This window comes from Providencia sp. PROV076 (genome assembly GCF_028483405.1).
Lineage (GTDB): Bacteria > Pseudomonadota > Gammaproteobacteria > Enterobacterales > Enterobacteriaceae > Providencia > Providencia huaxiensis.
The window spans coordinates 111,307-138,190 of record NZ_JAMPRR010000011.1; the positions used below are offsets into that span (position 1 = coordinate 111,307).

Below are 26,884 nucleotides of genomic sequence, written 5' to 3' on the forward strand. Positions count from 1 at the left end.
GGGAAGCATGCTTAATTTGCAGACATTTAAAGCCGCTGCGGTACAAGCTGCTCCGGTGTTTCTTGATACCAATGCGACGGTAGATAAAGTTTGCCATTTAATTGAAGAGGCGGCTGATAACGGAGCAAAATTGGTGGCATTTCCAGAGGTTTTTATTTCTGGTTACCCTTATTGGAGTTGGGTGATGAACCCGATAGATGGCAGCCCATGGTTTGAAAAACTGTGTAAATCTGCCATTGAAGTCCCGGGGCCTGAAATACAAAAAATTGCTCAAGCTGCCGCACGCCATCACATCAATGTTGTGATTGGTGTGAATGAGCGAAATCCTAATGGCATTGCTACGTTATATAATACATTAGTGACAATTTCTGATGAAGGAAGAATTCTGGGACGTCACCGTAAATTAGTCCCAACATGGGCAGAAAAATTGACGTGGGCAAATGGAGATGCCTCTTCACTAAAAGTTCACCAAACCAGTATTGGGCCACTTGGGGCGTTGGCGTGTGGGGAAAATACCAATACATTGGCCCGCTTTGCCTTATTGGCGCAAGGCGAGTTAGTCCATATTGCGAGCTATATCGCCTTACCCGTTGCACCAAAAGATTATGACATGGCCGAGGCGATCCGTTTACGTGCTTCAGCCCACTGTTTTGAAGGCAAAGTTTTTACGGTTGTTTCGTGTTCGACAGTGTCAGAAGAAATTATTGATGCAATGTCTGCAACTCATCCAGAAGCACGTGAGTTACTGGCTCGACCAAACAGTGCTTTCTCAGGGATCATTGGTCCTGATGGGCGGGTTGTAGGCCAACCTTTGATTGACAAAGAAGGGATTGTTTACGGCGAAATTGATTTGAACCGCTGTATTCAGCCACGACAAATGCATGATATTACAGGGCATTATAACCGTTTTGATATCTTTGATTTACAAGTAAACCGCCGACCATTAACGGCAGCACGTTTTCACGGTAATGGGCAAGAAAGTGAAGCCTTAAACACATTTCCAGAATCAAGTGAGTCATTTGGGGAGAACGAGATATGAGTTTAGCACGTACATATCGTATCGGGCAGATTGTCCCGTCATCAAATACCACGATGGAAACAGAAATTCCGGCTATATTACGCGCAAGAGAAGCGCTGTTTGCGGAGCGCTTTACCTTTCATTCAAGCCGTATGCGTATGCAAAAAGTTACCAAAGAGGAGTTGGCAAAAATGGACTCCGATAGTGACCGCTGCGCTATTGAATTGTCAGATGCTGCAGTTGATGTTCTGGGATATGCCTGTTTAGTTGCGATTATGAGCATGGGGAAAGGTTACCATCGCATTTCAGAAAAACGTTTATTTCAACGTACGGTAGATAACGGCCATCCAGCACCTGTAGTGACGAGTGCAGGGGCATTAGTTGATGGCCTACATGCGATAGGGGCTAAAAAAGTGTCTATTTTAACGCCGTATATGAAGCCGTTGACGCAGTTAGTGATTGATTATATTGAAAGCGAAGGCATCGAAGTGGTAGATAGTATTTCATTGGAAATTCCAGATAATTTAGACGTGGGGCGGCAAAACCCATTAGCACCAGTGGAAATTACGAAAAAACTCAACACCCAAGTAGATGCAATTGTGGCTTCTGCATGTGTACAAATGCCTTCGCTACCCTCAATACAATTAATTGAAGACCGAGTTGGTTTACCAGTACTGTCTTCTTCGGTGGCAACTACTTATATGATGCTAAAAAAGCTAGGCTTAGAAACTCGTGTCGATGGGTTTGGTTCATTGTTGAGTGGAAAGTTTTAGCTGAATTATCGCCGACTTCTGCTACTCTTGAGCGGTTGTAATCAAATGCAATAATTCAAGAGTTTATCAAGGGGAGCGAATGGCAAACTCAAAGGTTTTTGTTGATAATTACTTGCCTGCCCTGTTGGGGCAGGCTTGGATGTTAGTTTCATCGGAATTTCATGCCATTGTTGAAAAAAAAGGGTTGTCAGTCTTAGAGTGGCGAGTGCTATCCACACTAGCAGGCAATGGCTCGATGGGGATCACTGAGCTGTCACAAAAAACGGTCAGCAAACAACCGACAATTACTCGCGTACTACAACGGTTAGAGCAGCAGGGACACGTGGTTCGCCACAGTAACCATAATGGAAGTGATAAGCGCATAACACTTGTTAGTGTGACATCAAGTGGAATGTCACTGGTCGATGGTTTACTTGTTGCAGCTCAGCAACACGAAGAAGCCGTTTTAGCCCCTTTGGGGTTGCGTAAAAGTAAGCTCCTTAAGCAAGTACTACAAGAACTTGTTGAGCGGCACAGTATAGAAAACACCAATACAGCTGATAAAAGTACTTCGGATAAAAATAATGCAAAAATGGTAAAAAGGAAAAAATCAGGCAGTCAAAATTTATCCAAAGAAACAACAAAGTAGTCGATTAATGATGGTTTAGTCCTATTTTTGATGGCAATACACAGCTTATTATTGATATTGCGTTTAACTATCTATTTATCAAATAGATAAATAAGTTTTTTATGGGTATTTAAGTCAGTGATGATTCTTCGCAACCTGATGATAGATAGGCTATTTCTTAATTTTATTATTTTTGTATCGATTGATTAATTGCCACTTTACATTGATTCAATTTATCTATTTACTTCATAACTGATAATTAATGATTAGCTAAACATGGAGCAATCAATGTCAGTAGTGACACTTGTACTCGTTTTTTTATTAGCCGTTGTTGTGAGCGTTTTTGTTTCACGACTGCTCAAAGATATTATTCCATTACCCCTGATCCAGATAGCACTAGGGGCTGGCTTGTCTTTATACGGTTTTACAGTTGAATTTGAACCTCATCTATTTCTGTTTTTATTTATTCCCCCTTTATTGTTTCTTGATGGCTGGCGTATTCCTAAAGAAGCCTTATTTCAAGAAATTAAGCCGATCATGTCGTTAGCTATTGGTCTAGTGGTAGTAACGGTTATTGGTATGGGCTTTTTTATACATTGGTTAATTCCAGCTATTTCTTTGGCCGTCGCTTTTGCGTTGGCAGCTATTTTGTCGCCTACAGACCCAGTTTCCGTGTCTGCCATGACGGTCAATTCCCCATTGCCATCGCGAATGGCGCATATCCTAGAGGGGGAGTCATTGCTGAATGATGCAACGGGTTTGGTGTGTTTCAGTTTTGCGGTAGTTGCTGCATTAACTGGCACATTTTCTCTTGCTTCAGCGGCTGGGCAATTTGTATTCGTGGCGTTTGGCGGAATTTTAATTGGTTTGCTAGTGGCTTGGGCAATTGGTTGGTTAAACCAATTATTGGTTAAGCGTACAGGGGAAGAACCTGCTATTCAGATAATGATCAGCTTATTGATGCCATTTACGGCTTACTTGTTAGCTGAACATTTACATGTTTCTGGTATTTTAGCGGCAGTGGTTGCCGGTATTGCCATGCACTATGAAAAAATCGCAGGGCGTATGCAAGCCGCCACTCGTATGCAAAGTAAAGCGGTGTGGGATACGGTACAAACCGCGTTGAACGGGATGATTTTCATCTTGTTAGGCGAACAGTTACCGGGTATGTGGACAAATATGCCTGCTGTAGCAGAGGCCGCGGGTGCGAGCCATCCTTGGATGCTATTTGTTTATGTGGCAATTATTACCGTGGCATTGGCCGTTTTACGCTTTAGCTGGGTGTGGATCTCGATGACTTTAACCGTCTTCCATAAGCACCGTCGCGGTAAAGAAGCGGATGTTATGCATATTCGCATGATGGCGGTGATGGCGACAGCGGGTGTGCGTGGAGCGATTACATTAGCGGGTATTCTCACGTTACCTTTATTGATGCCTGATGGTTCATTATTTCCGAATCGTGACGTGGCTATTTTCTTAGCGATGGGGGTGATTTTATGTTCACTACTGATTGCCAGTATTGCACTGCCTATTTTAACGAAAGGGTTGGTACAAGACTTACCTTATGATAATGACGAAATTCGAGCGCGCTTGGCCTTAAATGAAGCTGCAATGGCACATTTACGTGACCTGATGAATCACCCATCGGATGATATGGATGAAATTGCCATGCGTACTGAGGTTGGGGCTCAATTATTAGAAATTTATGGTAGACGACTCGATAATTCAGATGAAACTGAATCAGATGTCTATGATTTACACAAAATGATTGATATGGAACGTGAGATGTCCAAATCAGCGTTAAAAGCGAAACGGGACGCGTTATATCAAATGCGTAAAAGCAAAAATATCAATGAAAGGGTATATCACCGTTTACGTGATGAACTTGATTTAAAAGAAGAAACGCTTAATCACCATAAAAATGGTAAACATTAGTTAGAGAAAAATAACCTGAATTTATTCAGGTCATTTTTTTATGAATGTCATTCAAGTAGGTTTGACGGTTTGTATAGATTGCTGATAAGTTAGTAATAATTCTATTTAGGAAATTTATATGTTACAAGGCACTGTTAGCTTAAGCATTATTATTACCATCACATAGTGGTGGGGATAAGCTACATCCTAAACCCGCCAGATAAGGCGGGTTTTTTTGTCCTTATCTGGTTAATTCTTCAGTAAGGAGCGATTTATGAATTTAACAGAAGCCTCACCATCATTAAAAAAACCGCCTCGTTTGCATTTTCTTTGTGGCAAAATTGCTTCAGGGAAATCGACATTAGCAAAACAACTGGCTAACGCCCCCGTACTATTTTGCTCTGTGAAGATGAATGGCTTGCCGCCCTTTATCCTAATGAAATCACTGAACTGGCTCACTATGTTGAAAAAAGTACCCTAGTGAAGCAAGTATTAGAAGGCCATATTGAGCAATTGATACAGGCTGGGAATAATATTGTGATGGATTTTCCTGCGAATACACCGATGCAGCGGCAATGGTTAACGTCATTGGCACAGGCATCTGATGTCCCTTATGTATTTCATGTATTACAGGTAAGTAATGACGAGTGTAAAGCAAGACTTGCAGCGCGGAATTTAGCAGGGGAAAACCCATTTCAAACATCTGAAACGCAGTTTGATTTAATTACGGTACATTTCTCTTATCCAAAAAGTAGCGAGCAGTTAATCTGCAAATTTTACCCATAGAAATAACAGGTCTGAGTAATAAACCTCTGGAGGATACTTATTACTCAGATTTATAGTCATTTAGGGCGATACATTTTTAAATTTTGCTGTTGTTCTATCCAATAATAATCGGCGGGTCCTCCTGCACGCAATAGTGGCTTCTGGCCAGCACAGTCATATAATCCATCATTCAATGCGGACTCATCAATATGCACCATGACAACCTCTCCCATCACCATCCAAGTATCCAATAACTGGCCATCAGCACGTTTCAGTTGTTGGTATTGCGTGACAACACATTCCATTGAAACGGGTGTTTGAGCGATGCGAGGGGGTGAAACTAATGTTGAAGGGAGAGTGGATAGCCCCGTTAATGCAAATTCGCTTTCACCATGTGCCAATGTAGCACTACTCATATTTACCTTTTCGCCAAGTGCAAGAGTTGCGAGGTTATACACAAACTCCCCTGTTTCGATGGCATTAGTTACTGAATCTTTTTTACCAACACTCGAAAAGGCCAATATAGGTGGTGAATAATTGAAAATATTGAAAAAACTATAAGGAGCTAGATTGGCTCTACCTTTACTATCACAGGTTGATATCCAACCAATAGGCCTAGGGCCAATGAGTGATGGGATAGGATCATGGGGGAGCCCGTGACCCCGCAGTGGTTGGTAGCTATAGAATTTTTCTATCATTTTGGAGTCCTTTTTAACTTTACTTTAACGGATATTTGAACAAGGTGTTAGGTGTTTAAATAAAAAATGCGATTAATGCATAAATAATGCAGTAAGTGGATATTCTATTTTTAATTTTGCTTATATTAACGCTTGAGGATATAACTCAATATAACAATAATAAATTAAATAGTAATTGATGATTATCTTTATTTTATTTATGAGTGTTAGCATTGACTTCATTGTTTAACTCTATTTTTGTGTAAATCTAGTGGGTTTATTCGTTTTAATTGGTAGTGTTGCTTTATTCTTTTTATTTTATTTTGTCCGGTACGTTAATATTTTAAATTTAATTTATTTATTTTGCTATTATTTTATCTGCAATGTTGTTTAATTTGTTGATTTTTTTGTTTATTTCTGCAGTTTTATAAAATATATAATAGGTGTTATATAATTTAATAGGAAATAACTATCAAATTATATATGTTCGATCGATACAAACGTATTTACAGGCTTAATTAATAAACCTATATTTAAAATTAATTGTTTCTATCTGTGTTTGGATATATCCACTTTTTTACATGAAAATAATCTGTCTTTTAAGTAAGGTTGGCTAATTAAATTTTTTATATGGGAGTGTTTTTTGTTGGAATTAATATGATAAAAACGGATGCATTATTACGTCGAGATGTTGGGTTATTTTTAAGGCAAGCAAGAATTGATAAATCATTAACAGGATACCAATTAGCGAAAATATTAAAAATAAGTCAACAGCAGATTTCTCGTTATGAAAGAGGAGAAACTGGTATTAATATTGAAACGTTAAATATTTTTTTGAACGTATTAGAAAAAAATTGGTTAGAGTTCTTTTTTAAAGTATTAGTGAACCATTCAAGTGAAATTGCAGATATAAGAACACAAGATGAAATTTTTTATCTCATCGAAAGAACATTTTTCTACTATTATGGAAAACTAAAAACCAGATGATTTTCAATGGATTTTTTATTGAGATAGTAATTTACATATATTGTAGTTCTTAGTTTTTGTGTCCTCTTTAATTGGATTAAATATGGAAATTAGACTTACGCTATTAAATTTTTAATGGTGTATTTGTTGTAGTTTAATTTTTTAATTGAAAGGAAAAATATATGCGATTAACCAAATTAAATATTGCCCCCAAATTATCAAAATCATCTCGGTTATTTATTTTTACTGCATTGATGACGGTTTTTTTGTCAGCAAATTCTGCGGCAGACAATACCGGTACAGTTGATTTCGAAGGTGTCGTTGTGAGCACGCCTTGTAATATAGCTCAATCATCACTAAAGCAACTTATTGATTTTGGACAGTTATCTCGCAGAGCATTGGAAAATGGTCGCGTAGCTGAAGTGAAATTTAATATTGAATTTACGGGATGCGATTTCGCTGATTTTGATACTGATGCAGCCGGAAAACCCATTGCTGTTAAATCAATGGAATTAGTGTTTACAGGTCAAAGTTATGCGGATGCAACAAATACTTTGCTTTCTACTTCTGCAGGCAATACCAACAATGTGGGAATTGGTATTGATGGATTTGAATTTGGAAAAGCGAAAGATGTGTTCTCACGCATTATCAATAAAAAGGGAGATAACGTGCTGTCTTTCAAAGCGTTAGAAAAGGCTGTTGATACGACGAAAAGTGTATCGGAAGGTAGGTTCAGTGCGGTAACAAACTTTCGTATTACCTATCAATAACTAAATTATTTAACCGCCAGCATTGGCTGGTGGTTAAATGAGAGCCAGTAGAAGAGGTGTCGTGGTGAGCTATCAAAGGGCTATGGATATAACAGTGCTGCTGGTAATGCTTATTTTTAGTATTCATTCATATGCAGACATCAAAAGCGTTAAACCCCACAGCGTCAGTGCAATAACGTTACTCAGGGGTAGCGTCATTGATGCACCGTGCTCAATAACATTGCAAAATCGCTATCAAACTATTGATTTTTCTTCTTTGGCTCTCGCTTTGTTGTCAAATAGCTTGCAAAGAGAAATGCATGATCAGCCTTTTATTATCGAGTTACAAGATTGCGGCAGTGTCTATTCAACCGTTGATCTAAAAACATGGAAGATACGCTTTGTTGGCCAAAATACACAATATATTGATGCTTTTATACTACAAGGTGCTTCCGAAGGGGTGGGTATTTCGGTATTAGATAATTCAAAAAGACGATTACAGCCTAATAAGGATTATTCATTATCTGACAATGTGTTGTATCAAGATAAATCAGGTTACAGCCTTTTCCTTCGTTATTTCTTACGTCTGGAATTAACCGGACAACCGATCCAAGCAGGTCGTTATTACGGACTGCTCCGCTTTTTCATCGATTACCAATAACACGCACGAAGAATACGTTTCTATGAGCTTCATTTTGAAGATGCACTCTTATTGCATTTAATCTGGTATAGCGAGGATGGTATAGAGCATGGTGTTCAAAATTAACGCGAAATTGAAGCTGGTTTGGCGCATTGCTTTTCTGTTATCGGGTCTTATGGGATGCAAAGTATTTGCCTCTGAATTTAATACAGATGTTTTAGATGCGGATGATATTCAGAATATTGATATGAGCCAGTTTTCAGTAGCTGGGTATACGCTACCAGGAAATTATGTTTTTACTCTCTTTGTTAATGGACAACGCTTAGGGGCACCCCGTGATATCTCCGTTTATGAAAATAAGCCAATCGCCGGAGAATCAACCCAAGTCACACAAACCATCTGTATTCCTCCAGATGTTCTTGAATTAATTGGTTTAAAGCGTTCGGCGATGGAGAAAGTAACACTTACCCATAATGGGAAATGTCTCGACTTTTCTGCGTTAGCAGGGGTTCAAACAGCCATCGAGCTCAGTACATTGTCGTTGAAAATGACGGTTCCACAAATATGGATGGAATACCGCGACCCTTACTGGGTACCCGCTAATTTATGGGAAGAGGGGATCGGTGGTGTATTTATTGATTACAACGCGAATATTTCAGCAACCAAAGAAACGGATAATCATCGGCAAGTTTATTTATCGAGTAATGGGATCACCGGGGTGAATTGGGGGGCTTGGCGCTTACGTGGCGATTACAGTACATCTTACCAAAAACAACGGGGTGATTATCCGCAGGAAAAACACAACTTTGATTTTACTCGTCTTTATGCATTTACCTCATTGAAAGATAGTGCCTCAATCTTTACGTTGGGAGAAAATTATTTCTATTCGGATATTTTTGAATCTTGGCAATATACCGGTTTTTCTTTAGAAAGTGATGACCGCATGCTGCCGCCTAAATTAGTGGGGTATGCACCTGAAATTATTGGTGTTGCAAATACGAATGCAATTGTGATTGTTCGCAGCCAAGAACGCATTATCTCTGAAACGGCAGTTCCTCCCGGCCCATTTCGTATTCAAACACTTGATAGCGGCATTCGTGGTGTATTAGATGTGACCGTCCGCGAAGAAAATGGGGAAGAGAGTAAGTTTAGTATCAGTACGGCCTCGTTGCCTTATTTAACACGTCCCGGGCGCGTCATTTATAAGGTTGCTATGGGAAAGACGCGTTATGACAATCGGCATTTGACAGGGGAGCCTGTTGTAAGTGGTGAATTATCATATGGTGTTTCAAATGCATGGTCCTTATATGGAGGCACTCAGCTTAATGGTTATTACCAAAGTGCAGCGTTAGGAATAGGGCGAGATCTTTTTTCAATAGGTGCGGTTTCTTTTGATATCACACAATCTTTTGCCGATTTTTCAGATAAAAGACGCCAAGGACGCTCTTATCGCGTTAATTACGCAAAATCTTTCGATGAGCTACGTACAGATATTACCTTTGCGGGCTACCGTTTTGCTGACAAAGAATACCGAACACTCACGCAATTTATGGATGAGGAGAGAATAGGTTATGGTACTCAGGCAGCAAAAGAAAATTATCAATTATATTTAAATAAATATTTCGATGATTTTAATATTTCTCTTAATTATCAATATAGTACTTATTGGCAGCATGACTCACAAACACAATACGGTTTATACGTTAATGCGCCTTTAAATTTCCCTCTTCTGTCCCAAAATGCGGCAAATTTATCATTATCAGCGAGCCGTACAGAGCGAGACAATGGTAATGAAGATGATGCCATTAATCTGTATCTCACTGTACCGTTATTTCGTGGACATAGTGTCACATTCTCTGAGCTCTACTCACGCTCAGCGGGAAATAACCAATTTAATCATCAGGTTGGATATAGTGGCTATGGAGAGCAGGATAATTTCAATATCAATGTTGGTTATAACCATGGGCAAAATATTGATAATCAAGTCAGTTTGAGTGGCTTCTATTCACGAGATATCTCTCAAGCAAGTACATCTATAAATGCAAGCTATGTACCAGATCAGTACCACAGTATTGGTGGGTCAATCAATGGTGGGCTCACATTAACCTCTAAAGGAGCGGCATTGCACCGCTCAGCGCACGGTGATACACGACTTATGATTGAAACACCGGAGGTGAGCGGTGTTCCTCTCGAAAATGGTGTAACTAAAACCAATGCATTTGGATTGGCCGTTATTCCCAATGTGAATAGTTATCGAAAATCTACCGCTTCAATCAATACTAGCCAGTTACCCGATGATATAGAAAGCCTCGATCCCTCAACGGATATTACGTTAACCAAAGGTGCCATCGGTTATCGCAGCTTATCGGTGATGAAAGGCGAAAAGTTATTTGCTGTTTTTGCTTTGTTAGATGGAAAACACCCACCTTTTGGTGCCAGTGTACGTAATAAAAATAACCAAGAATTGGGGCTCGTGGGTGAAGGCGGTGTGACGTGGCTAGTGGGGGTATCACCTCAAGAAAAGTTGTCGTTGTATTGGAATAACCAGCTGCAGTGCGAGTTATCCCTACCTGAAAAATTAAATGAGCTTACTGATTTGTTATTGCTGCCATGCTCTTCAGTCAAAGCGGTCCGTTCAGTTGATTCATCATCAAGTAAATGATTGTGAGGCTAATTATGTGGAAATTAGATATATGTTATCAATGGGTTGTGAGGGTGCTGTTTGTTATATCAATATTATCATTTAATACTCATGCAGCAGTGACCTTGGATCGAACTCGGATCATTTTCCCTGGGGATGCGAAATCGATCAATATCAAGATAGCCAATGATAACCCAGAAGAGGCGTATCTCGCGCAAAGTTGGATTGAAGACCCGCAAGGTAACAAGTTAATAAAAGGAGCGTTATTAGCCACGCCTCCTCTACAGCGTGTCGAGCCGAATAGCCAAAGCTTAGTTCGTTTGAGTCTGACGCCTTTATTTAGTCAGTTACCGCAAGATAGGGAATCCGTATTTTATTTTAATTTACGAGAAGTCCCGCCTAAATCTCATGATACGAATACCTTACAAATTGCTTTGCAATCGCGGGTGAAGCTTTTTTATCGGCCCTCGTCCATTTTAGCTGAGTCAGAAACAAACTGGGTACATAAGGTCACACTAATGAAGACCAATAAAGGGTATCAACTCAATAATTCAACACCTTTTAATTTGACGGTTATTGGCTTGGGTAATAACCAAAAACAGTCTGAACAAAGTCAATTCGAGGTGGTGATGGTACCACCGAAATCTACCCAAGAATTTGTTTCCCAGCCGCTGACAAAGCCACATTTAACCTATATCAACGACTATGGCGGAAAACCGACTTTGGCTTTTCGTTGCCAGCAAGAGGTTTGCACTGTGGTTGATGAACGTTAGTTAAGTCGGGAAATATGCCTAGCATTAATAATAGAAGGAGTAATGCATTGATAAAATATATGCTTATCGGCTTATTTTTCATCAGTAGTATGGTCATCAGTGGCGTGATAGGCGGGATGGCTTCGGCTAGCGAGTTTTTAAATCATACTGCAGTGAATGAATCGCATTATGAAGATTCAAATAGTGGATGGTTAGAAGTCAGCGCTCAATTATTCAATTCACCTTGTCACTTAAAAATATCAACCTCAGCGGTGATGCTGACTCAATGTGGCGCAGGCGATGCCTTTTCTGCCAACAAAATGCAAACAACGCCCGCACAAATACGTTTTTATGATGTGCAAAATGGGAATGTTACGGCTATAGAGAAAATGAATCTATTAAATGGCAATAATCTCATTTACCCCCCTGTTTCAATGCACAAATCGAATTTATTACGGCTGGAGGTGGTTTATGAGTAAGGCTATTTTACTTTTAAGCCTTGGATTCCCTATTTTCGCTTGGAGTATGGACAGCTTAGATGTGGAGTTTAGTGGCATTTTAGTCAATAAAACCTGTCAGTTAGCGGCTGATTCTATCAATAAGCGGGTAACAATTGAAAATATACGTTTGAAGTCGATTAATGACAATATTCCTAGTGATATCACCCCCTTTTTTATCACGATTGAAAAATGTAGCCAAGCCGACCTGAATAAGATGATTAAGATTACCTGGAAAAGCCCAAAACAGGTCGCTGTAGAGGGTGATAATTACCTTGGAACGGATGGAAATAGTGGTGTACTGCTCGGTGTAGTTGATAAGCAAAGAGTACTTGTTACTTGGGATAAGTCGATTGAGGTCACACCGGTTACGGTTACGGATGGGACTCAACAATTGGAATTTGGTGTGTTTGTTCGTAAAAATCCGCTGAATGAAGCAAAAAAAGGTTTTTTTTCAAGCTCAGCGACTTTTTCATTGGAGTATGAGTAATGAATACAATCAATTGGTTATCTAAATTTGTTTTGTGTTTTTTATTTCTCCCATTTATATCTAAGTCGGATGTCTTAATCGATGTGAGTGCGACGCTAGTCGACCCAGCCTGCCACCTGCGTAGTGAAGATAACAGTACCCCGTTAAAAATCAATTTTGGGGTGATTAATATACCGCATAATTCTGATGATATTTCCCAATCCCATACATTTCCTTTGTATTTAACTGGCTGTAATTGGAATAAATCACTCGGTATTATGATTAACCCCAAAAATAGTAACACTATGGTTTATCAAGGAAAAAGTATTTTATCCACCAGTACTGATGGCCTTGGCATTAATATCAATAATATAACTGGAGGTGTGGCTCATCCACTTGAAGTTAATCAAATTCAGCAAATATTCCCAGAACAAATAGATGCCACTTTGCAGCGAATTATTTTACAAGCTGATCTCGTTAGTACCCTACCAGCGAGCCAACTCCGTGCTGGAAAATTTAGTGCTATTGCCATGATTTCGGTCACTTACTATTAAGGCGGTAATATCGGTTATGTCTAATTTTCAAATCCTATTTCAGGCGGTTTCTTGCTTTATGGTAAAAATACCATTTCCCTTATTTTTGAGGAGAGAATTCTTTAAACAACCATCTGGCTTATCAATGTATTTTCTGGTGGCTATTCTTAGTTTGTATGGAATAAATGCTCATGCAGACTATGCACCTCGAATACAAAATTCCAATTCAGGTTATTCAATTCGGATCGATAGTAATAGTGTTATTGAACCCGTTTCACGGGTTGGCTCTGATGGCAAAAATTATTATCGTGTAGGAAACCCTATTGTTATTGACGGTAATAGTGCTCAAGTGAGCGTGTCTGGCTTGGTTGATTGTGTTGGTAGACGATGGGGAAGTAGCAATACAAGAATTCATTCATCACAGGCATTTCATCGTTTGTTTATGTATGTGGCTTCTGCGGGAGTCACTATTGATGGAAAAACGGCCTACCGGATCAATAACAATTTAGTGATGACGGTGGAAACCCCGATAATGAATTGGATAAATATTGATGCAGGAATGTGTTCATATGCATATGTGGGGCTTGTTAGGTCAGCTCAAGAGTTTACCAGTCAATTTCCGGTTACTATTACATTTTTTATTAATGAGCAAATTATTGATGGAAAACTGGTTATTCCTGCAATGGATTTAGCGGGCTATGTTCGCGCTTTTACTGAACCTAAAACAGCGCCTCCCTTTGACAGCTGGCCTTTATCTGAATCAACAGTGCCAATGCGTCTTGCTGCTTCTCAGTTAAATGTGAAAGCAATGTGCTCCACGCAAACGAGCTCTGGGCAGGCTAGCACAGTCAATTTGCGACACGGCCAATTAAGTAGTATTCATTACGATAGTTTGGTGACGGAAAGCATCAGATACACGTGTAAATTTGCGGCCTTAACGAAGGTAAGGTTACGGTTAGACTATGTGACAGATGGTGACCCGCAAAAGCGTTTACCGATGAAAGATGCTTCAAATAAAACGATTTACAGTAAGTTAGATATTGTGGATGAACAAACAGGGGCGACGGGGACAGATATTCGTGTAGGAATTCATTCAAATCGCACGATCCATATACGTAGTCGTATTCAAGGAAATAATGCAGACGCAGGAAGTTATCAAGGGTCTGCATGGTTAATTGCCACATTTGACTAAATTGAATTTTTGAATGGTTAGGTGTTATCCACTAATTCTCTGAATAAAACTGGATGGACTTTGCCCTAACCATTTTTTAAACATGGTCGAAAAAGACCCAACGCTGCTGTAGCCTAAATCGAATGCGACCTCGGTAATGGATTTACCCGCAGAAATGTGGGTAATCGCACTTAATAAACAAGCTTGCTGCCGCCAGTCAGAGAAAGATAACCCTGTTTGAGCACCAAAAAAACGGCTAAATGAGCGCTCACTTTTATGTAATTTTGCCGCCCACTCCTGTGGTAATGAGGTGATTTGTGGGGCTTTTAGGAATTCCCGGCACAACTGGGCTAAATGTTCATCCCGTGGAATTGGGGCATAGAAAGGCAGGGGCTCTGCCTGCGCAATTTCATGCAAAATCAATTGGTACATCACACCATCACGGCCATTTAAATCATATTCAATTGGGGTATCAACCGCTTCAAGCAATAGCTGACGAAGTAAGGGCGAAACCCTGAGCACTTCACATTTGTTTCCCCTACGTGGAGCGGCTTTGGGCTCAATGTATAAGCTACGCGTACTGACATTTAACATGCGTGTTTCATGAGGCGTATTACAGGGGATCCAAACACCACTATCAGGTGGTATGACCCATTCGCCATCTGCTGTACTCACTTCAATCAAGCCTGTCGCACCATATAGAAACTGGGCGCGGCGGTGAACGTGAGAATCAAGCAGCACGTTTGGTAGGTAATCAGTGCCGATAGCTAAAACATCACGCGGAGTTGCATCGACCGTTTTTAGAGGAATATTTCGCATAGTAATTTTCTTGGCTGATATTCAAAAGTTATCATCTATTTTCTGAATATAGGCAATTTTTATTGATATAACCACATGTTTTTCATGGTTGGCTGAAATTCCAATGTGTTTGGCGGTTTTTCGAAAGTTGGCAGGCAGGGAAATGATTACTCTAGCGCGGCAACCTAATGTATGCCAGAGGTAGAGTTATCATGGAAAATTATCACGATCAGGCGGATAGCAAGAGTTTGATTGACCCCATAACCCGTCGTCGGTTTATTCAAGGCAGCTCTGCACTCATGGCTGTCCCATTTATTGCCACAAACACAGTCGCATCGACACCAGAAAACCCGAATATCATCCCAACCACAACGCTGGAAAATAACGGTGAGCGAGTGGTCTCGACCTGCAGTAGTTTTGACTGCGGTGGCAAGTGTGATATTCGAGCACATGTTAAAGAAGGTGTGGTGACACGAATTAGTACCCGTCCAGATGCCGATTTAGACGAAGAGATGCCAATCATGCGTGCTTGCGTGCGCGGCCGTAGCTATCGAAAATTTGTTTATCACCCAAATCGCCTGAAATACCCAATGAAGCGCGTGGGTAAACGTGGCGAAGGGCGCTTTGAGCGCATTAGTTGGGAAGAGGCGACAACATTGATTGCTGACAATATGCAGCGTATCAATGCCCAATATGGCCCTGCATCACGCTTTGTGAGCCTCAGTACCGGGGTGACTGGGGGGATTTTCTCAGGTGCGAATATGTTGCGTCGGTTGTTTAATATCACGGGTGGTTTTTTAGAAAATTACCACTCAGTGAGCAATGGCAATACCATGGCGGTTACGCCTTATACCTATGGCACGTCAGCCAGTGGTAGCACGCTAGACACATTAGAAAATACGCCATTGGTGATCTTGTGGGGACATAACCCGAACGAAACCATTTTTGGCCATACTAATCATTATTTCCAAAAAATGAAAAAAAATGGCACCAAATTCATTGTGGTTGACCCACGCTATTCGGATACCGCATCGTCATTAGCCGACCAGTGGATCCCCATTTTGCCGACCACAGACAACGCGATGATGGATGCCATGATGTATGTGATCATCAGCGAAGGTCTTCATGATCAGGCCTTTATTGATAAATACACCTTGGGGTTTGATGAGCACCAGATGCCTGAAGGCATCCCTGAAAATGAGTCATTAATTGCTTATTTAATGGGAAAAAAAGATGGTGTGGTGAAAACCCCAGAGTGGGCGGAACCCATCACGAAAGTCCCCGCCGATACCATTCGTCAACTGGCTCGCGAATATGCCAATACAAAACCAGCGGCCTTAATGCAAGGTTGGGGCCCCCAGCGCCATATCTGTGGTGAACGCTCTGCAAGAGGTGCCACGCTATTAGCCACCATCACCGGAAATGTAGGCGTGAAAGGGGGTTGGGCTGCGGGCTATGGTATGGCAGTCACCCCTGACTTACGTAAAACGTTAGCGGGGCCGAGCTTATTTGAAAACCCAGTCAAAGCAAAAATCAATATCACCAATTGGGTACAAGCTTGTGAGAACAAAGACCTTGTGACGCCAAATAATGGTTTAAAAAACGCAGAAAAACTCGATACGGAAATCAAAATGATTTTTTCGTTGGCGGGTAACTATATGACTAACCAGAACCCCGACATTTTGCATGCGGCTAACGTTCTGGAAGATGAAAGTAAAGTTGAGTTTATTGTTTACAGTGACTTATACATGACACCTAGCGCCAAGTATGCCGATGTTTTACTGCCTGAAACCAGCTTCTTAGAACGTTGGAATGTGGGGGGGACATGGGGAACGGGTAACTACATTATTTTGTCTGAGAAAGTGATTGAGCCTGAATTTGAGCGCCGTAGTGACTATGAATGGTTACGTGACGTAGCTGAAAAACTTGGGGTTGGTGAGAAATTCAGTGAAGGGCGCACAGAAAAAGAGTGGATTGAACATTTAGTCAATGACGCTCATCAGAAGCGCCCAGAAGACGGCATTCCAACGTTTGATGAGTTGCTAATTAAACGTCGCCATCTCTTAAAACATAAACCCCATACTGGCCATGTCGCCTTTGAGAAAAATATTAATGATATCGATAATAACCCGTTTGAAACGCCATCTGGAAAAATTGAAATTTTTTCTCAGCGTCTTTATGAACGTCATGATGTGGAGATCCCTGCATTATCTCATTACGTACCTGCCATTGAAGGGCCAGAAGACGAGCTAATTTCACGTTATCCATTGCAATTAATTACTTGGAAAGGCCGTAATCGTGCCAATTCAACGCAATTTGCGAACCCGTGGCTACAAGAAGTGCAGCGCCAAGAGTTGTGGATCAACCCCATTGATGCCAAAAAACGAAATATTACGGATGGAGAGCGCGTCAAAGTGAATAACGACCGCGGTATCACTATGGTGCCCGTCAAAATCACCCAGCGGATTATGCCCGGAGTGGTGGCTTTACAAGCAGGAGCATGGTGGCAACCTGATGAAAATGGTGTTGACCAAGGTGGTTGCGCTAACGTTTTAACATCAGCCCGTAGCACCGCAATGGCACATGGAAATGCCCATCAAACCTTATTGGTGGAGGTAAGCAAAGCATGAGTAAATTTCACGTTTATCCCGCGATAAGCAGCAAACAGCTTGGTTTTTATATCGACTCTGCACGCTGCTCAGGTTGTAAAGCCTGCCAAGTCGCGTGCAAAGATAAAAATAACCTTGATGTCGGGCGCAAATATCGTCGCGTATATGAAATCGCTGGCGGTGAGTTTATTGAAAATGGCTCTGGGGGATTGGTGAATAACGTCTTTGCTTATACGTTATCCATTTCATGCAACCACTGCGCCGACCCAATGTGTGTGAAAAACTGCCCGACAACGGCAATGCACAAACGTGAAGGGGACGGTATCGTGATGGTCAACACAGATAAGTGTGTGGGTTGTGGAACCTGTGCGTGGTCTTGCCCCTATGGCGCGCCGCAAATGAACCCTGAAACTCAGCAAATGTCGAAATGTGATTTTTGTATCGACCTACAATTGAAAGGAGAGCAACCCGTTTGTGTCGCCACGTGTCCATTAGGGGCAATTCAGTTTGGTCCGATAGATGAATTAAGACAACGTTATGGCGAGCTTGCGGATGTTCGTGGGCTACCGGACTCATCGATTACGCATCCGAATTTAGTGATCCACCCGCACCAAGGGGCTGGCCGTACTCAAAACTCTCAAGGAGAAGCCAAATGAATGAATGGCCACTATTGTTATTCACATTTTTGATGCAAACATCCATTGGGTTGAGTGTGATGTTAGCGCTTTTCGCAAAAAAATTATCAGCGGCGTTGGGCCGTAAAGTTAATGCACAATTTTTGTTGTGGTATGTGTTTGTCGCCTGTGTCTTCGCGGGTATTGGTTTGTTGTCTTCAATTACCCACTTAGGGGTTCCTTTGAATGCGTCTAATTCCTTGTTGAATATTTTTTCATCATGGTTAAGCCGTGAAGTGGTGTTCACTGCCACCTATTTTGCTTTTCTTGGGCTGACCTTTTTATGGCTCTGGTTCAAAAAGGAGCTGTCGTATCTGTTACTTGGTTTAGCGATTATCGCTGGGCTGTGTGATGTATATGCCATGGCTTCAATTTATCGTTATACATCAATGTTAACGTGGATGAATGATAATACCTATTTGATGTTCTACGGCACGATGTTAACTGCGGGAGCTGCTGGGTATTATTTATTAATCAATTTGTTATTGCATTTTCATGCAGGATCGCCAGCGGCGCAAGTTTCAACTCGCGGGTTATGGATACTGTGGGCAGTGATTGGCATTAGCTTGTTAGTCCGTTTAGCTTATCAACCTGCCTATGAAAGTTACTTAGTTAGCACGAGCTATAATAATGAATCTATTACATTTCCTATCGACTCTATTCATGCCTACCAAGGGATTTGGTCGCTGCGTATTACAAGCTGGGTTGTTGGAATATTGTCGGTGATTGTATTGGGGTATGGGTTATTTCGCCATATGCGACAGACTGCGAGTGGGGTTATGTCTTCGAGCAGCAAAGGGTATTTAGTGGTGGGTTGTGCGGCTGCCATGATTGCTGAATTTATGCTGCGCTACTGTTTTTACACTATTCATTGATAAATAACGGCATATTGCTTAGGAAATTATCTTTTTCATGATCCATTTTTCACACTACGCAGCTGCGTTTAATATCTTAGGCACGTGCTATTTATTTTCACCAAATGACGATGCAAGCCGTTATGCGATAAGCTTTTTCAAGTTAAATGACTTTGCATCTCAATGGCCTTGTAAGATCAGTGCTCAGCTTAGTGAACGTATCTCGGCATCACTAAACATCGAAGCTGCGGTACTCCACACTCAATGGACAGATTTATTTATTGGTCCCGAAGCATTACCGGCCCCACCATGGGGCTCGGTATATCTCGACCCTGAAGGGGTATTGCAAGGATCCTCCACGGTGGCATTAAGTGAATTTTTAAAACGCGAACGCTTGAAAATACAAACTCATTATCCAGAGCCTTCGGATCATGTTGGTTTAATGTTATTTCAAGCGGCAGTGTTGGCTTCACAGGTCAGGGAGACAGCATTAAAAGAATTGTTGAATAACCATTTGGCTAATTGGTTACCTCAATTTCACCAGCAATTAAATCGAACAACATGTAGCCCATTTTATAACGCATTAACGGAATTAACACTGGTTACTGTAAGGTCATGTTTATAATATTATTCAGTATATTTGACTGTTTAATGGTTAATTAAACGTAATATTTGAATGGGTGAAAAGTTAACAAAATTTAATCAAATGAAAATTGATTTAGTTATAAGAAATGCAAATTAAAATGATTCTTACTTTAGCTTTCTAAGCCATAATACATTTTTAAGCCATACTACTTAATGATGTTTTTGGATATCCATAGGGGGTATAAAGTGGTCAATTTATTAAATCGTTTGTTGTCCCATGAAGATGCAGGCAGGTTGTTATTGCGCCTTGCTGTGGGTGGGCTCATGTTGTTTCATGGTATGAGCAAATTAATGACAGGAGCGAGTGGTATTAAAGCGCTGCTGGCTTCTTATGGGTTACCTGAATTTATCGCTTATGGAACCATTTTAGGTGAAGTTGTTGCCCCTATTTTCATTATTTTAGGGATTTTAACTCGGCCATCTGCATTATTAGTCGCCTTCACTATGGTGGTTGCATGGCTGATGATTGGGCTAGATAAAACATTCTTGCTCGATAAAACAGGTGCATGGGCGATTGAAAGTATTGTGTATTTCTTCTTGAGTGGTATTGCGTTGGCATTTTTAGGTGCGGGTAAATATTCCATTATCAAAAACCCGAACTGGCGATAAATTAGTTTTTCTTTCGTGTTTGACATTGCCTTTGAAAAAAGACCATCAAAATTTTTCTGATGGTCTATTTTTTTGTCCAAACTACGGGAAGTTCAAGACACGTGATTTTTTTGGATTGCTGGTTATTTAAGCTATTTTAGCTATAATAGCTAATCAAGCCATTTTATATTGTAGGTGATGTATGGAAACGATCCCCGCACAAGTCGCTAAAAATCAATTTGGTGATTTGTTGATGAAAGTTCAGCGTGCACCTGTTGAAATAAGTAAGCATGGGAAGCGCGTTGCTGTTGTTATCTCTCCAGATGAATATGACCAGCTAATGCAGTTAAAATTACAGAGTTTAAAAGCGGTTTTGGCTGAATCTATTGCGCAAGCAGAACGCGGTGAACTTCATAGCATTGATGATGTATTTGCTCCGCTAACTATGGACGAACTTGAAAATAAGGCTTAAGGATGAGCGTTAAGTTTACTCATAAAGCGAAAGGACATATCCGCTCAATTCAGCTGTATTCTCTGCGTAGATGGGGAGCTAATGTTGCTGAGGCTTATGCGAATTCATTACGTGTGACAATGACGGATATACTCGCGAACCAGCCATCTCTTGGCCGTGATCGTAGTGAAGATTTATATTTGGGCGTTTTTAGCTTCCCTGTTGAAAGCCACATTATTTATTATCGAAAAGCGCTTGAAGGCATTGAAGTGCTAGCGGTATTGCATCATACACAGGACCCAAACTCTCATTTATAAAAAGCCGGGTGGCAATAAGTTTTATTGTTATTTATTTAATATTATTAAATAAATAGACCATCAAAATTTTTCTGATGGTCTATTTTTTTGAAAAAATATTAGTTAATTATTTTCTAACGCAGTTTTACGAAAAAAGTCATCTAATAATCGGCTGTCACGACAAGCAGGATCTGGAAATTGCATACGCTCTGCATTGGCGATAACTTCCAGAACGAGCTTATCAATAGCAGTTCGCCTCGTGCCATAATCGCTTTCAACCGCTTGGTGCTTAATAACGAGTAGTTCATCTATCTCTGCGAGTACCTTGGTATCCGTGACTGTGGCCGCGACTAATTCAGAAAATGCCATTGGTGGCATACTCTTGCTTGCTTCTATCCAACGTAAAGCTAATACCGCCCGTAATAAATAAAGATATTTTTTTAATTTAACGCGCTCACCTTTAAAATCAGTATGTAAATTGCGCTTACTTATTGATAAATAGTGATAACGTGATTTTAATGGCGAATAAAATTGTGCCGCCAGTTGCTCCAGTTGAGCAAAAAATACCTCATCTTTAGAATATACAATCGGTGAGTGTAGCCACTCGATTAATGCAGGGTTAGAGTTACGCATTAATTTCAATGCTTTAGATAGCTCCCAACCCGACACATCCAGCTCATCATCAATTGGCTTTTCTATCACATCGCGTTTTTTATCTAATGTTAGGTACCAATCGAGTTTGTGAACATAGATAAATCGAACATCATAGTCGCTGTCGCGGGAGGCAAAGCCCCAACCGCGACTGCCTGATTCACACGCAAACAGTATTTTAACGTGATGAGTTTCTTCTATTTCTTTGAGTGTTTTTCCTATCCGTTCTCTCATTAGCACGGATACACTTTCATGGTCAGTTTCCATGCTTTCTCCTGTTACTTTTTATATTTACCCCTTCACACACACCACTTGGCGCAGGGTATGAACAATTTCTACTAATGATGATTGAGCTGCCATAACTGCGTCGATGTCTTTGTACGCCATCGGTATTTCGTCAATCACGTCACTGTCTTTTCGGCATTCCACATGGGCGGTAGCCATTTTTTGGTCGCTGACTGAGAAACGTTTTTTCGCCTCTGTTCGGCTCATTACGCGTCCTGCACCGTGGCTACAGGAACAAAAGCTTTCTTCATCACCTAAACCGCGCACGATAAAACTTTTTGCTCCCATAGATCCTGGTATGATCCCCATTTGGCCTTTTCGCGCTGACACCGCGCCTTTTCGGGTTACCAGTACTTCTTCACCAAAGTGCTGCTCTTTTTGCACATAATTATGGTGACAATTTACGGCCTCTTGTTGGGTCGTAAATGGTTTTGGAATTTCACGCGATAGCGCTTCCAATACGCGGTGCATCATCACTTCACGGTTATGGCGCGCAAAATCTTGCGCCCATCCGACCGCTTCCATATAGTCATTAAAGTGCACGCTTCCTTCTTCAAAGTAAGCAAGGTCTCTATCAGGCAAATTAGCGATATGCTGTTGCATATCTTTTTGCGCCAACGTGATAAACAAGTTACCAATCGCGTTTCCCACACCTCGCGACCCGCTATGTAACATTACCCATACACGGTCTTGTTCATCCAAACACAGCTCAATAAAGTGATTTCCCGTTCCCAATGTTCCTAAGTGGTTGTAATGGTTCGTCTGACGCAGTTTTGGGTATTTATCACAGATACGTTTGAACTCTTCATCCAAGTGCGCCCAGTGGCTATCAACAATATCTGGTGTACGATGCCAAGCCCCCTTATCACGTCCATGTCGATGCGTGGTTCGACCGTGCGGTACGGCAGCTTCGATAGCAAAACGGATATTTTGCAAGCTATCTGGTAAATCAGATGCCGTTAAAGACGTTCGCACGGCAATCATTCCACAACCAATATCCACCCCCACTGCCGCAGGGATAATCGCGCCTTTGGTTGGGATCACGCTCCCAATGGTTGAACCTTTCCCTACATGCACATCAGGCATTACGGCTAGGTGCTTAAAAATAAACGGCATTTTTGCGGTGTTTTGTAGTTGTGTTACCGCTTTAGGGTCAACGGGTACACCGTTGGTCCACATTTTTACAGGCACGCCATTTTCTTGAATTAATTCGTTGAATTTATTATTTATCATTATTTATTCCTTAATTTTTACTAATCCGTTTAATACTTGGTCTAGACCGCCGTAAACAGAAATTTGGTCGATCCGATGTGCGATACTTTCTAAGGTCTCAAGCTCTTTTAAACGCAGTGCAACGGGGTTGTTTTCCATCACTTTTGCAGTATTTAACAGTGAGCGCGTTGCGGCGGTTTCTTCGCGGCGGCGGATCACGTTCGCTTGTGCCGATTTTTCGGCTTCTACCACTTGGGATAAAATTGTTCTCATATCCCCTGGTAAAATGATGTCTTTTACACCGATGCTATCAATTTCTAGGCCAAACTCAGTTACACACTGCACTACTTGAGTTAGCATCAATTCATCAATTAACTGCTTGTTTTCTAACAATTCATCTAAGGTTCGAGTACCAACGATTTCCCTTAATGAAAACTGTAATTCACGGTATAAATGCTCTACTGGCTGACTCAATTTTGAGAACGCCAATAAAATATCGTGATAACGCCAGTTGGCGCACAGATTGATCCGCAGTGTGACTTTGTCTTTGGTTAAAATCTCTTGCCCGCTGACTTCTAATGACTGTAAACGGGTATCAATCACCTCAACTTCGGGTGTGCGTTCGATACGCCAGTAGCCATAAGTACCCGGTTCAAGCAAGTTTTCGACTTCACCATCAATTTTCAGCACGCCCATATGCCATGCAGGTACTTGAGCGACTAAACATAGCTCATGACCTTTAATACGCTTTTTGCCACTTAAACGTTGTATCAAGGTTTCTGATAACACGATTTCACCGATCTTCTGTTTCTCAACCTTCAAGCTATCACCGACTTTCCAGTACAAACGTCGAGTCGCTGGGGATAAAATTTCAACCAAATTATGGTGTGAATATAAAAAGCCAACTTCATCATCCGATAAATCAATATCGACCCCGTGGGATGCTATCCAATCTGGGTGATATTGGCGAATTTGTTCCGCTAATACGTAATCGACTGGTTTATCAATAGATTGCGAGCAAACATCAATGACCTGTATTTCTGGTTTTTGCTTGATATTCCAATATCCATAAGTTCCAGTTTCTAATAAACTTTTTATCTCACCATCAACTTTAAATAAGCCAAGTTTCCCTGCGGGAATTTGCGTGATCAGGCACAGTTCACGGCCTTTAATGTCTTTCTTGTGTACTAACGCGGCGGTTAATTCGTTGGACATTTTAAAGTCAGCGATACTTTGCTTCTCAACCCGTAATGTATTGGTCATTTTCCAATATAAACGGCGCGTTTGTGGCGCAATGACCTCAATTAAACGATCATGCAAATATAAAAATGCGACTTCATCATCGGATAAATTGATATCAATGCAATAGTCGACAACCCACTGCTGATGATATTGGCGCAAATGCTCTGCCAGCTTATGTTCAATTGGTTCGTCATTTAATGGATACATGGTGACTGTTAATTTGTTAAACCAATCATTCACTTTGTGCTCACCAGCTAATAATAGGTGCTGAAAATCGCCATTTTTTTCAGTTAATGCGATAAGTCCTTGAGCTACATTTATTTTTTTCATTATTTTTCCTTTTTTATATTTATCCGCTACTGAAGAAAAAAGCGAAGTAGTGAGGGAAAAAGTAGAGCGCCAAAACTGGCTGTCTAAATTTTTGCTCATCACTCAGCGTGGCTCCCGAGTAGCGGCTTTAAGCTTAACTTCAGCTCGTTGTTTTACGTTTTGGAGATGTTAGTTTCAGGAGTCGAACCTGATAGCTTTGCTATTACCAAAAGGTATCTTACCGACGGCGGTATACAGACCATGCAGTGACTAAGTCACCATGTCTGCACCGGTTGAACGCGAAGTTCAGACAATTTCCGGCAGTGGATGAATAGAGTATTGCCAGAAGCATGCCAACTTTTTAAAAAATGAAATAAATATTTTTATCAAATTGAAATATAAGTAAAAAATAATTTTAAGATAAAAGTGGGTAACATTGGCGTGGTAAATGGATTATGCTATTTATTATCTTTTTATATCGTAATTTATAAATTTATATAAATACTATGAGTGAAAAACGTAAGGTTGTTATTGGGGTATTGGGTACCGTACTAGACAGGCGAGGCAAAAAAGCCAACCGCTGGACAAAATGGCGGCCAACGGTTGGCCTTTGCCAACAGCCTGATTTGGATATTGGTCGTTTTGAATTACTGCATCAGGTGAATGACTATGGCATGGCACACCGGGTGAAAGAGGATATTGAACAAGCCTCTCCCAATACAGAAGTGGTGCTGCATGAGGTGGATATTGCTGACCCGTGGGATTTCGAAGAGGTGTATACCTCATTACTGGATTTTTCTTCGCATTATCAATTTGATACTGATAATGAAGAATATCTGGTACACATCACGACGGGTACCCATGTGGTACAAATTTGTTGGTTTTTATTAACGGAAGCTCACTATTTACCTGCCAAATTAATTCAAACGTCACCGAGCCAAAAAGGGCGAGAAAAAGACCCTATCGGCATTCATACCGTGATTGACCTTGATTTAAGCCGTTATACCCATATCACCAGCCGTTTCCAAACAGAGCAGCAACAGCAGGTTTCGTTTTTAAAATCGGGTATTGCCACCCGCAACGCGGCATTTAATACCATGATTGAGCAAATCGAACGTGTCGCGCTGCGTTCTAAAGCCCCGATTTTACTCAATGGACCAACGGGGGCGGGGAAGTCTTTCTTAGCTAGGCGAATTTATCAACTGCGTGAAAGCCGCCACCAAGTTAAAGGGCGTTTTGTGGAAGTAAACTGTGCCACCTTACGCGGTGATAACGCCATGTCGACGCTGTTTGGTCATGTGAAAGGGGCATTTACGGGGGCGCTAAACTCCCGAAAGGGACTGTTAAAAGAAGCCGATGGCGGTATTTTATTTCTCGATGAAATTGCGGAGCTAGGCCTTGATGAGCAAGCAATGCTACTGAAAGCCATCGAAGAGAAAAGCTTTTTCCCTTATGGTTCAGATGAAGAAATTCACAGTGATTTTCAATTAATTGTGGGGACTCACCGTAATTTGGCGCAGCAAGTTGAGGAGGGCAAATTTCGTGAAGACCTATTTGCCCGTATCAATATGTGGACGTTTGCGCTACCGGGGTTAAAAGAACGTCGTGAAGATATCGAACCGAATATTGATTATGAATTGACCAAGTTTTGCCAAGACCAGCAAAGCCAAATCCGTTTTGATAGTGAAGCTCGCAAGGTGTATGCGAAGTTCGCCTGTTCCCCGCAAGCCCTGTGGCGTGGTAATTTCCGTGAACTGGGCGCATCTATCAGCCGGATGGCCACTTTTGCCGAACGCGGGCGCATTACCAAAGCGGTGGCCGAAGAGGAAATTAGCCGCTTGCAAGCCCAATGGCAGTCAAAATCAACCAATACATTACCCAAGCAAATTGGTGAGATTGATTTATTCGACCAACCACAGTTGGCAATGGTGCTTGAAGTTTGCCGCCGTTCATCTTCCTTGTCAGAGGCGGGGCGTGAGCTGTTTGCCGTTTCGCGGCAACATAAAAAACAGCCCAATGATGCAGACAGGTTGCGAAAGTATCTCGCCAAATTTGGTCTGGATTGGGATGAGGTGAAGGGTAGGTAAAGGGAATTGAT

The 26,884-nt window shown here is 41.1% G+C and carries 28 protein-coding genes; 23 read left to right on the top strand and 5 right to left on the bottom strand.

Going from position 1 to position 26,884, the window contains the following annotated elements; all coding sequences use genetic code 11:
* The first annotated feature begins 7 nt into the window (after positions 1-7).
* The 6 genes from PSF67_RS08135 to PSF67_RS08160 all read left to right on the top strand — a co-directional run bounded on the left by PSF67_RS08135 (position 8) and on the right by PSF67_RS08160 (position 5,098).
* Entirely contained in the window at positions 8-1,039 is a 1,032-nt protein-coding gene (locus tag PSF67_RS08135) for a carbon-nitrogen hydrolase family protein (protein ID WP_102139146.1), read from the top strand.
* Positions 1,036-1,791, top strand: coding sequence for a maleate cis-trans isomerase family protein (locus tag PSF67_RS08140; RefSeq protein ID WP_272524509.1), 756 nt, complete (start codon positions 1,036-1,038; stop codon positions 1,789-1,791). Before PSF67_RS08135 ends, PSF67_RS08140 begins: the two co-directional genes overlap by 4 nt.
* Before the next feature lie 79 nt (positions 1,792-1,870).
* On the top strand, positions 1,871-2,419 hold the full coding sequence (locus PSF67_RS08145) for a MarR family winged helix-turn-helix transcriptional regulator (RefSeq protein WP_102139144.1): 549 nt from the start codon (positions 1,871-1,873) through the stop codon (positions 2,417-2,419).
* A gap of 267 nt (positions 2,420-2,686) precedes the next feature.
* Positions 2,687-4,333 (top strand): Na+/H+ antiporter, encoded by a 1,647-nt coding sequence (locus PSF67_RS08150; RefSeq protein ID WP_272676737.1) that lies wholly within the window; start codon positions 2,687-2,689, stop codon positions 4,331-4,333.
* 253 nt (positions 4,334-4,586) lie between these two features.
* Positions 4,587-4,793, top strand: coding sequence for a hypothetical protein (locus PSF67_RS08155; protein WP_272676795.1), 207 nt, complete (start codon positions 4,587-4,589; stop codon positions 4,791-4,793).
* Positions 4,709-5,098, top strand: coding sequence for an AAA family ATPase (locus PSF67_RS08160; RefSeq protein WP_272676738.1), 390 nt, complete (start codon positions 4,709-4,711; stop codon positions 5,096-5,098). The genes PSF67_RS08155 and PSF67_RS08160 overlap by 85 nt, the downstream gene beginning before the upstream one ends.
* Positions 5,099-5,154: 56 nt before the next feature.
* On the opposite strand, the gene PSF67_RS08165 is transcribed toward PSF67_RS08160, so the two are convergent.
* Complete coding sequence (locus PSF67_RS08165; RefSeq protein ID WP_102139141.1) at positions 5,155-5,775, bottom strand: flavin reductase family protein; 621 nt, start codon at positions 5,773-5,775, stop codon at positions 5,155-5,157.
* A gap of 636 nt (positions 5,776-6,411) precedes the next feature.
* Between PSF67_RS08165 and PSF67_RS08170 the strand changes: the two genes are divergently transcribed.
* From PSF67_RS08170 to PSF67_RS08210, 9 genes are all read left to right on the top strand, one after another.
* Complete coding sequence (locus tag PSF67_RS08170; RefSeq protein WP_166267257.1) at positions 6,412-6,741, top strand: helix-turn-helix domain-containing protein; 330 nt, start codon at positions 6,412-6,414, stop codon at positions 6,739-6,741.
* Between the two features lie 233 nt (positions 6,742-6,974).
* Positions 6,975-7,490 carry a fimbrial protein gene (locus PSF67_RS08175; RefSeq protein WP_272676792.1) on the top strand — a complete coding sequence of 172 codons (516 nt, stop codon included), beginning with the start codon at positions 6,975-6,977 and terminating at the stop codon, positions 7,488-7,490.
* A gap of 61 nt (positions 7,491-7,551) precedes the next feature.
* Entirely contained in the window at positions 7,552-8,130 is a 579-nt protein-coding gene (locus tag PSF67_RS08180; protein WP_102139191.1) for a fimbrial protein, read from the top strand.
* 88 nt (positions 8,131-8,218) lie between these two features.
* On the top strand, positions 8,219-10,771 hold the full coding sequence (locus tag PSF67_RS08185; protein ID WP_272676739.1) for a fimbria/pilus outer membrane usher protein: 2,553 nt from the start codon (positions 8,219-8,221) through the stop codon (positions 10,769-10,771).
* A gap of 14 nt (positions 10,772-10,785) precedes the next feature.
* Complete coding sequence (locus PSF67_RS08190; RefSeq protein ID WP_272676740.1) at positions 10,786-11,523, top strand: fimbrial biogenesis chaperone; 738 nt, start codon at positions 10,786-10,788, stop codon at positions 11,521-11,523.
* Between the two features lie 47 nt (positions 11,524-11,570).
* Positions 11,571-11,981: a hypothetical protein gene (locus PSF67_RS08195; protein ID WP_148241609.1), complete on the top strand. Its 411-nt coding sequence runs from the start codon at positions 11,571-11,573 to the stop codon at positions 11,979-11,981.
* Positions 11,974-12,489 carry a fimbrial protein gene (locus PSF67_RS08200; RefSeq protein ID WP_166267265.1) on the top strand — a complete coding sequence of 172 codons (516 nt, stop codon included), beginning with the start codon at positions 11,974-11,976 and terminating at the stop codon, positions 12,487-12,489. The genes PSF67_RS08195 and PSF67_RS08200 overlap by 8 nt, the downstream gene beginning before the upstream one ends.
* Positions 12,489-13,022 (top strand): fimbrial protein, encoded by a 534-nt coding sequence (locus tag PSF67_RS08205; protein ID WP_102139135.1) that lies wholly within the window; start codon positions 12,489-12,491, stop codon positions 13,020-13,022. Before PSF67_RS08200 ends, PSF67_RS08205 begins: the two co-directional genes overlap by 1 nt.
* A 16-nt stretch (positions 13,023-13,038) precedes the next feature.
* Positions 13,039-14,193 carry an adhesin gene (locus PSF67_RS08210; protein ID WP_272676741.1) on the top strand — a complete coding sequence of 385 codons (1,155 nt, stop codon included), beginning with the start codon at positions 13,039-13,041 and terminating at the stop codon, positions 14,191-14,193.
* 24 nt (positions 14,194-14,217) lie between these two features.
* Here the strand turns inward: PSF67_RS08210 and PSF67_RS08215 are convergent, their stop codons facing one another.
* The gene (locus tag PSF67_RS08215) at positions 14,218-14,991 is read right to left on the bottom strand and encodes an AraC family transcriptional regulator (RefSeq protein WP_136134398.1); all 774 of its coding nucleotides are present in this window, start codon (positions 14,989-14,991) and stop codon (positions 14,218-14,220) included.
* Positions 14,992-15,182: 191 nt separating this feature from the next.
* Between PSF67_RS08215 and PSF67_RS08220 the strand changes: the two genes are divergently transcribed.
* The 7 genes from PSF67_RS08220 to PSF67_RS08250 all read left to right on the top strand — a co-directional run bounded on the left by PSF67_RS08220 (position 15,183) and on the right by PSF67_RS08250 (position 21,108).
* Positions 15,183-17,600: a DMSO/selenate family reductase complex A subunit gene (locus PSF67_RS08220; protein ID WP_272676742.1), complete on the top strand. Its 2,418-nt coding sequence runs from the start codon at positions 15,183-15,185 to the stop codon at positions 17,598-17,600.
* Positions 17,597-18,235: a DMSO/selenate family reductase complex B subunit gene (locus PSF67_RS08225; protein ID WP_195698142.1), complete on the top strand. Its 639-nt coding sequence runs from the start codon at positions 17,597-17,599 to the stop codon at positions 18,233-18,235. Before PSF67_RS08220 ends, PSF67_RS08225 begins: the two co-directional genes overlap by 4 nt.
* Complete coding sequence (locus PSF67_RS08230; protein WP_272676743.1) at positions 18,232-19,128, top strand: dimethyl sulfoxide reductase anchor subunit family protein; 897 nt, start codon at positions 18,232-18,234, stop codon at positions 19,126-19,128. Before PSF67_RS08225 ends, PSF67_RS08230 begins: the two co-directional genes overlap by 4 nt.
* A gap of 37 nt (positions 19,129-19,165) precedes the next feature.
* The gene (locus PSF67_RS08235; RefSeq protein ID WP_231068830.1) at positions 19,166-19,732 is read left to right on the top strand and encodes a molecular chaperone TorD family protein; all 567 of its coding nucleotides are present in this window, start codon (positions 19,166-19,168) and stop codon (positions 19,730-19,732) included.
* A 173-nt stretch (positions 19,733-19,905) separates the two neighbouring features.
* Positions 19,906-20,361: a DoxX family protein gene (locus PSF67_RS08240; RefSeq protein ID WP_244974779.1), complete on the top strand. Its 456-nt coding sequence runs from the start codon at positions 19,906-19,908 to the stop codon at positions 20,359-20,361.
* Positions 20,362-20,542: 181 nt separating this feature from the next.
* The gene (locus PSF67_RS08245) at positions 20,543-20,812 is read left to right on the top strand and encodes a type II toxin-antitoxin system Phd/YefM family antitoxin (RefSeq protein ID WP_166267275.1); all 270 of its coding nucleotides are present in this window, start codon (positions 20,543-20,545) and stop codon (positions 20,810-20,812) included.
* Between the two features lie 2 nt (positions 20,813-20,814).
* Positions 20,815-21,108, top strand: coding sequence for a type II toxin-antitoxin system RelE/ParE family toxin (locus PSF67_RS08250; RefSeq protein WP_125892886.1), 294 nt, complete (start codon positions 20,815-20,817; stop codon positions 21,106-21,108).
* 102 nt (positions 21,109-21,210) lie between these two features.
* Here PSF67_RS08250 and PSF67_RS08255 read toward each other — a convergent pair whose 3' ends face one another.
* The 3 genes from PSF67_RS08255 to PSF67_RS08265 are packed head-to-tail and all read right to left on the bottom strand — an operon-like array spanning position 21,211 to position 24,333.
* A complete protein-coding gene (locus PSF67_RS08255) occupies positions 21,211-22,005 on the bottom strand; it encodes a nucleotidyltransferase domain-containing protein (protein ID WP_102139127.1) in 795 nt (264 codons plus the stop codon).
* Positions 22,006-22,029: 24 nt separating this feature from the next.
* Positions 22,030-23,256 carry an RtcB family protein gene (locus tag PSF67_RS08260; RefSeq protein ID WP_102139126.1) on the bottom strand — a complete coding sequence of 409 codons (1,227 nt, stop codon included), beginning with the start codon at positions 23,254-23,256 and terminating at the stop codon, positions 22,030-22,032.
* A 3-nt stretch (positions 23,257-23,259) separates the two neighbouring features.
* A complete protein-coding gene (locus tag PSF67_RS08265) occupies positions 23,260-24,333 on the bottom strand; it encodes a slipin family protein (protein WP_430442486.1) in 1,074 nt (357 codons plus the stop codon).
* Between the two features lie 959 nt (positions 24,334-25,292).
* On the opposite strand from PSF67_RS08265, the gene rtcR reads away from it, so the two are divergent.
* Positions 25,293-26,873, top strand: a complete 1,581-nt coding sequence (gene rtcR / locus PSF67_RS08270; RefSeq protein WP_272676744.1) for an RNA repair transcriptional activator RtcR — start codon at positions 25,293-25,295, stop codon at positions 26,871-26,873.
* Positions 26,874-26,884: the final 11 nt, after the last annotated feature.

Bases quoted from the DNA above. Each gene is read 5' to 3' on its own strand.
- PSF67_RS08170 (WP_166267257.1), top strand. From the start codon at position 6,412: ATGATAAAAACGGATGCATTATTACGTCGAGATGTTGGGTTATTTTTA.
- PSF67_RS08145 (WP_102139144.1), top strand. From the start codon at position 1,871: ATGGCAAACTCAAAGGTTTTTGTTGATAATTACTTGCCTGCCCTGTTG.
- PSF67_RS08255 (WP_102139127.1), bottom strand. From the start codon at position 22,005: ATGGAAACTGACCATGAAAGTGTATCCGTGCTAATGAGAGAACGGATA.
- rtcR (WP_272676744.1), top strand. From the start codon at position 25,293: ATGAGTGAAAAACGTAAGGTTGTTATTGGGGTATTGGGTACCGTACTA.
- PSF67_RS08150 (WP_272676737.1), top strand. From the start codon at position 2,687: ATGTCAGTAGTGACACTTGTACTCGTTTTTTTATTAGCCGTTGTTGTG.
- PSF67_RS08210 (WP_272676741.1), top strand. From the start codon at position 13,039: ATGTCTAATTTTCAAATCCTATTTCAGGCGGTTTCTTGCTTTATGGTA.
- PSF67_RS08200 (WP_166267265.1), top strand. From the start codon at position 11,974: ATGAGTAAGGCTATTTTACTTTTAAGCCTTGGATTCCCTATTTTCGCT.
- PSF67_RS08205 (WP_102139135.1), top strand. From the start codon at position 12,489: ATGAATACAATCAATTGGTTATCTAAATTTGTTTTGTGTTTTTTATTT.
- PSF67_RS08185 (WP_272676739.1), top strand. From the start codon at position 8,219: ATGGTGTTCAAAATTAACGCGAAATTGAAGCTGGTTTGGCGCATTGCT.
- PSF67_RS08140 (WP_272524509.1), top strand. From the start codon at position 1,036: ATGAGTTTAGCACGTACATATCGTATCGGGCAGATTGTCCCGTCATCA.
- PSF67_RS08165 (WP_102139141.1), bottom strand. From the start codon at position 5,775: ATGATAGAAAAATTCTATAGCTACCAACCACTGCGGGGTCACGGGCTC.
- PSF67_RS08235 (WP_231068830.1), top strand. From the start codon at position 19,166: ATGATCCATTTTTCACACTACGCAGCTGCGTTTAATATCTTAGGCACG.
- PSF67_RS08135 (WP_102139146.1), top strand. From the start codon at position 8: ATGCTTAATTTGCAGACATTTAAAGCCGCTGCGGTACAAGCTGCTCCG.
- PSF67_RS08245 (WP_166267275.1), top strand. From the start codon at position 20,543: ATGGAAACGATCCCCGCACAAGTCGCTAAAAATCAATTTGGTGATTTG.
- PSF67_RS08240 (WP_244974779.1), top strand. From the start codon at position 19,906: ATGATGTTTTTGGATATCCATAGGGGGTATAAAGTGGTCAATTTATTA.
- PSF67_RS08220 (WP_272676742.1), top strand. From the start codon at position 15,183: ATGGAAAATTATCACGATCAGGCGGATAGCAAGAGTTTGATTGACCCC.
- PSF67_RS08215 (WP_136134398.1), bottom strand. From the start codon at position 14,991: ATGCGAAATATTCCTCTAAAAACGGTCGATGCAACTCCGCGTGATGTT.
- PSF67_RS08190 (WP_272676740.1), top strand. From the start codon at position 10,786: ATGTGGAAATTAGATATATGTTATCAATGGGTTGTGAGGGTGCTGTTT.
- PSF67_RS08260 (WP_102139126.1), bottom strand. From the start codon at position 23,256: ATGATAAATAATAAATTCAACGAATTAATTCAAGAAAATGGCGTGCCT.
- PSF67_RS08155 (WP_272676795.1), top strand. From the start codon at position 4,587: ATGAATTTAACAGAAGCCTCACCATCATTAAAAAAACCGCCTCGTTTG.
- PSF67_RS08225 (WP_195698142.1), top strand. From the start codon at position 17,597: ATGAGTAAATTTCACGTTTATCCCGCGATAAGCAGCAAACAGCTTGGT.
- PSF67_RS08250 (WP_125892886.1), top strand. From the start codon at position 20,815: ATGAGCGTTAAGTTTACTCATAAAGCGAAAGGACATATCCGCTCAATT.
- PSF67_RS08175 (WP_272676792.1), top strand. From the start codon at position 6,975: ATGACGGTTTTTTTGTCAGCAAATTCTGCGGCAGACAATACCGGTACA.
- PSF67_RS08230 (WP_272676743.1), top strand. From the start codon at position 18,232: ATGAATGAATGGCCACTATTGTTATTCACATTTTTGATGCAAACATCC.